The organism is Micromonospora sp. DT68 (assembly GCF_049847245.1).
In the GTDB taxonomy this organism is placed as follows: domain Bacteria; phylum Actinomycetota; class Actinomycetes; order Mycobacteriales; family Micromonosporaceae; genus Micromonospora; species Micromonospora profundi.
Genome location: NZ_JBNCNZ010000051.1, coordinates 1 through 1,106, shown reverse-complemented (window position 1 = coordinate 1,106; position 1,106 = coordinate 1). Strand labels below are relative to the sequence as shown.

At 67.8% G+C, this 1,106-nt stretch carries 1 protein-coding gene; it reads right to left on the bottom strand.

The annotated features are described in order from the left end of the window. The coding region (locus tag ACPXB1_RS30565; RefSeq protein ID WP_425736166.1) for a M23 family metallopeptidase at positions 1–730 on the bottom strand (730 nt) is incomplete at its 3' end. Positions 731–1,106: the final 376 nt, after the last annotated feature.

The following is a 1,106-nucleotide window of genomic DNA, read 5'->3' as shown; positions in this document are numbered from 1 at the left end:
ACGACGAACCCGACGACGACCACCGCCACAACGTCATCGTCCCGTCACCGTCATCACGCATCAACGCCGGCGCCGCACTACCCACCGGGCCGCAGTTGTAGCTCGTCCTGTTGACGCTGTACGAGTAGTTGTCGTGGGTGATGCCCGAGGGCACGCCATTGAAGTACGACTCCACCTTGGCGCCGTCCCGGGTCTGTTCGAAGTGCAGGTGCGGGCCGCTGGAACTGCCGGTGCTGCCGACCTTGCCCAACTGCTGCCCGATCCTCACCTGCTGGCCGACACTGACCATCGGTGACTGCAGCATGTGCAGGTACAGGCTCTGCCACCCGTTACCGTGGTCGATACGCACGTAGTAGCCGCCACCGGTCCCCATCGGACCGGAGGGGTTGGACGGAGTACGTCCGCCGAGCGTCCCGTCGATGCCCGCTCGCACCACAGTCCCGCCGAAGGATGCCAGGATCGGCCGCCCCCATGCGCTACCCGAGGTGGGAGTCATGTCGATGTCGTAGTCGTCGTGCCCGGCATAGGTCGACAGTCGCCACGTCTCGCCACACGGGGCGGGCAGCTGGAACATCGGTCGCGGACCGGCGGCTTGTGCCGCCCCGGTTCCGGACAGTTCGGCCATGAGTGTGGTCCCGGGCAGTGCCACCGCCGAGCACAGCATGACGAGCGCGAGTCGGCGGACAGCGCCAGCGGGGAACCGCCACAGCCGACGTCCAGCACCGCTCATCCGTCTCTCTCCCATGTGCAACCTTTCCTATCGTCCTCTGGCCGGCGACGTCCCGGTCGCCACGTGACCGGCAGCCCCGATGCCACTCGGCACCCAAGCTCGCAGTGCGAGCTGCAGATTTTCGCCAGCGGCGCTGTAGGACAGTTCAAGAAAGCCCCAGACCCGGTTCGGGAACGGGCGCGGGTGGGTCCGCGGCCGTTCCCGGCCCTCTCCACACACGGCGCAGGGGGCGACCGTTCGGCCGCCCTCTGCGTATCGGGCCCTGACTCAGGGCCCCGTACCAACTCCCCTGTCGGCGCTACCAGCGGCCGAGGACCAGGCGGCTGTCGACCGGTCCGAGTGAGTACTGACCCGAGGTGTACCACTCCCCATGGGT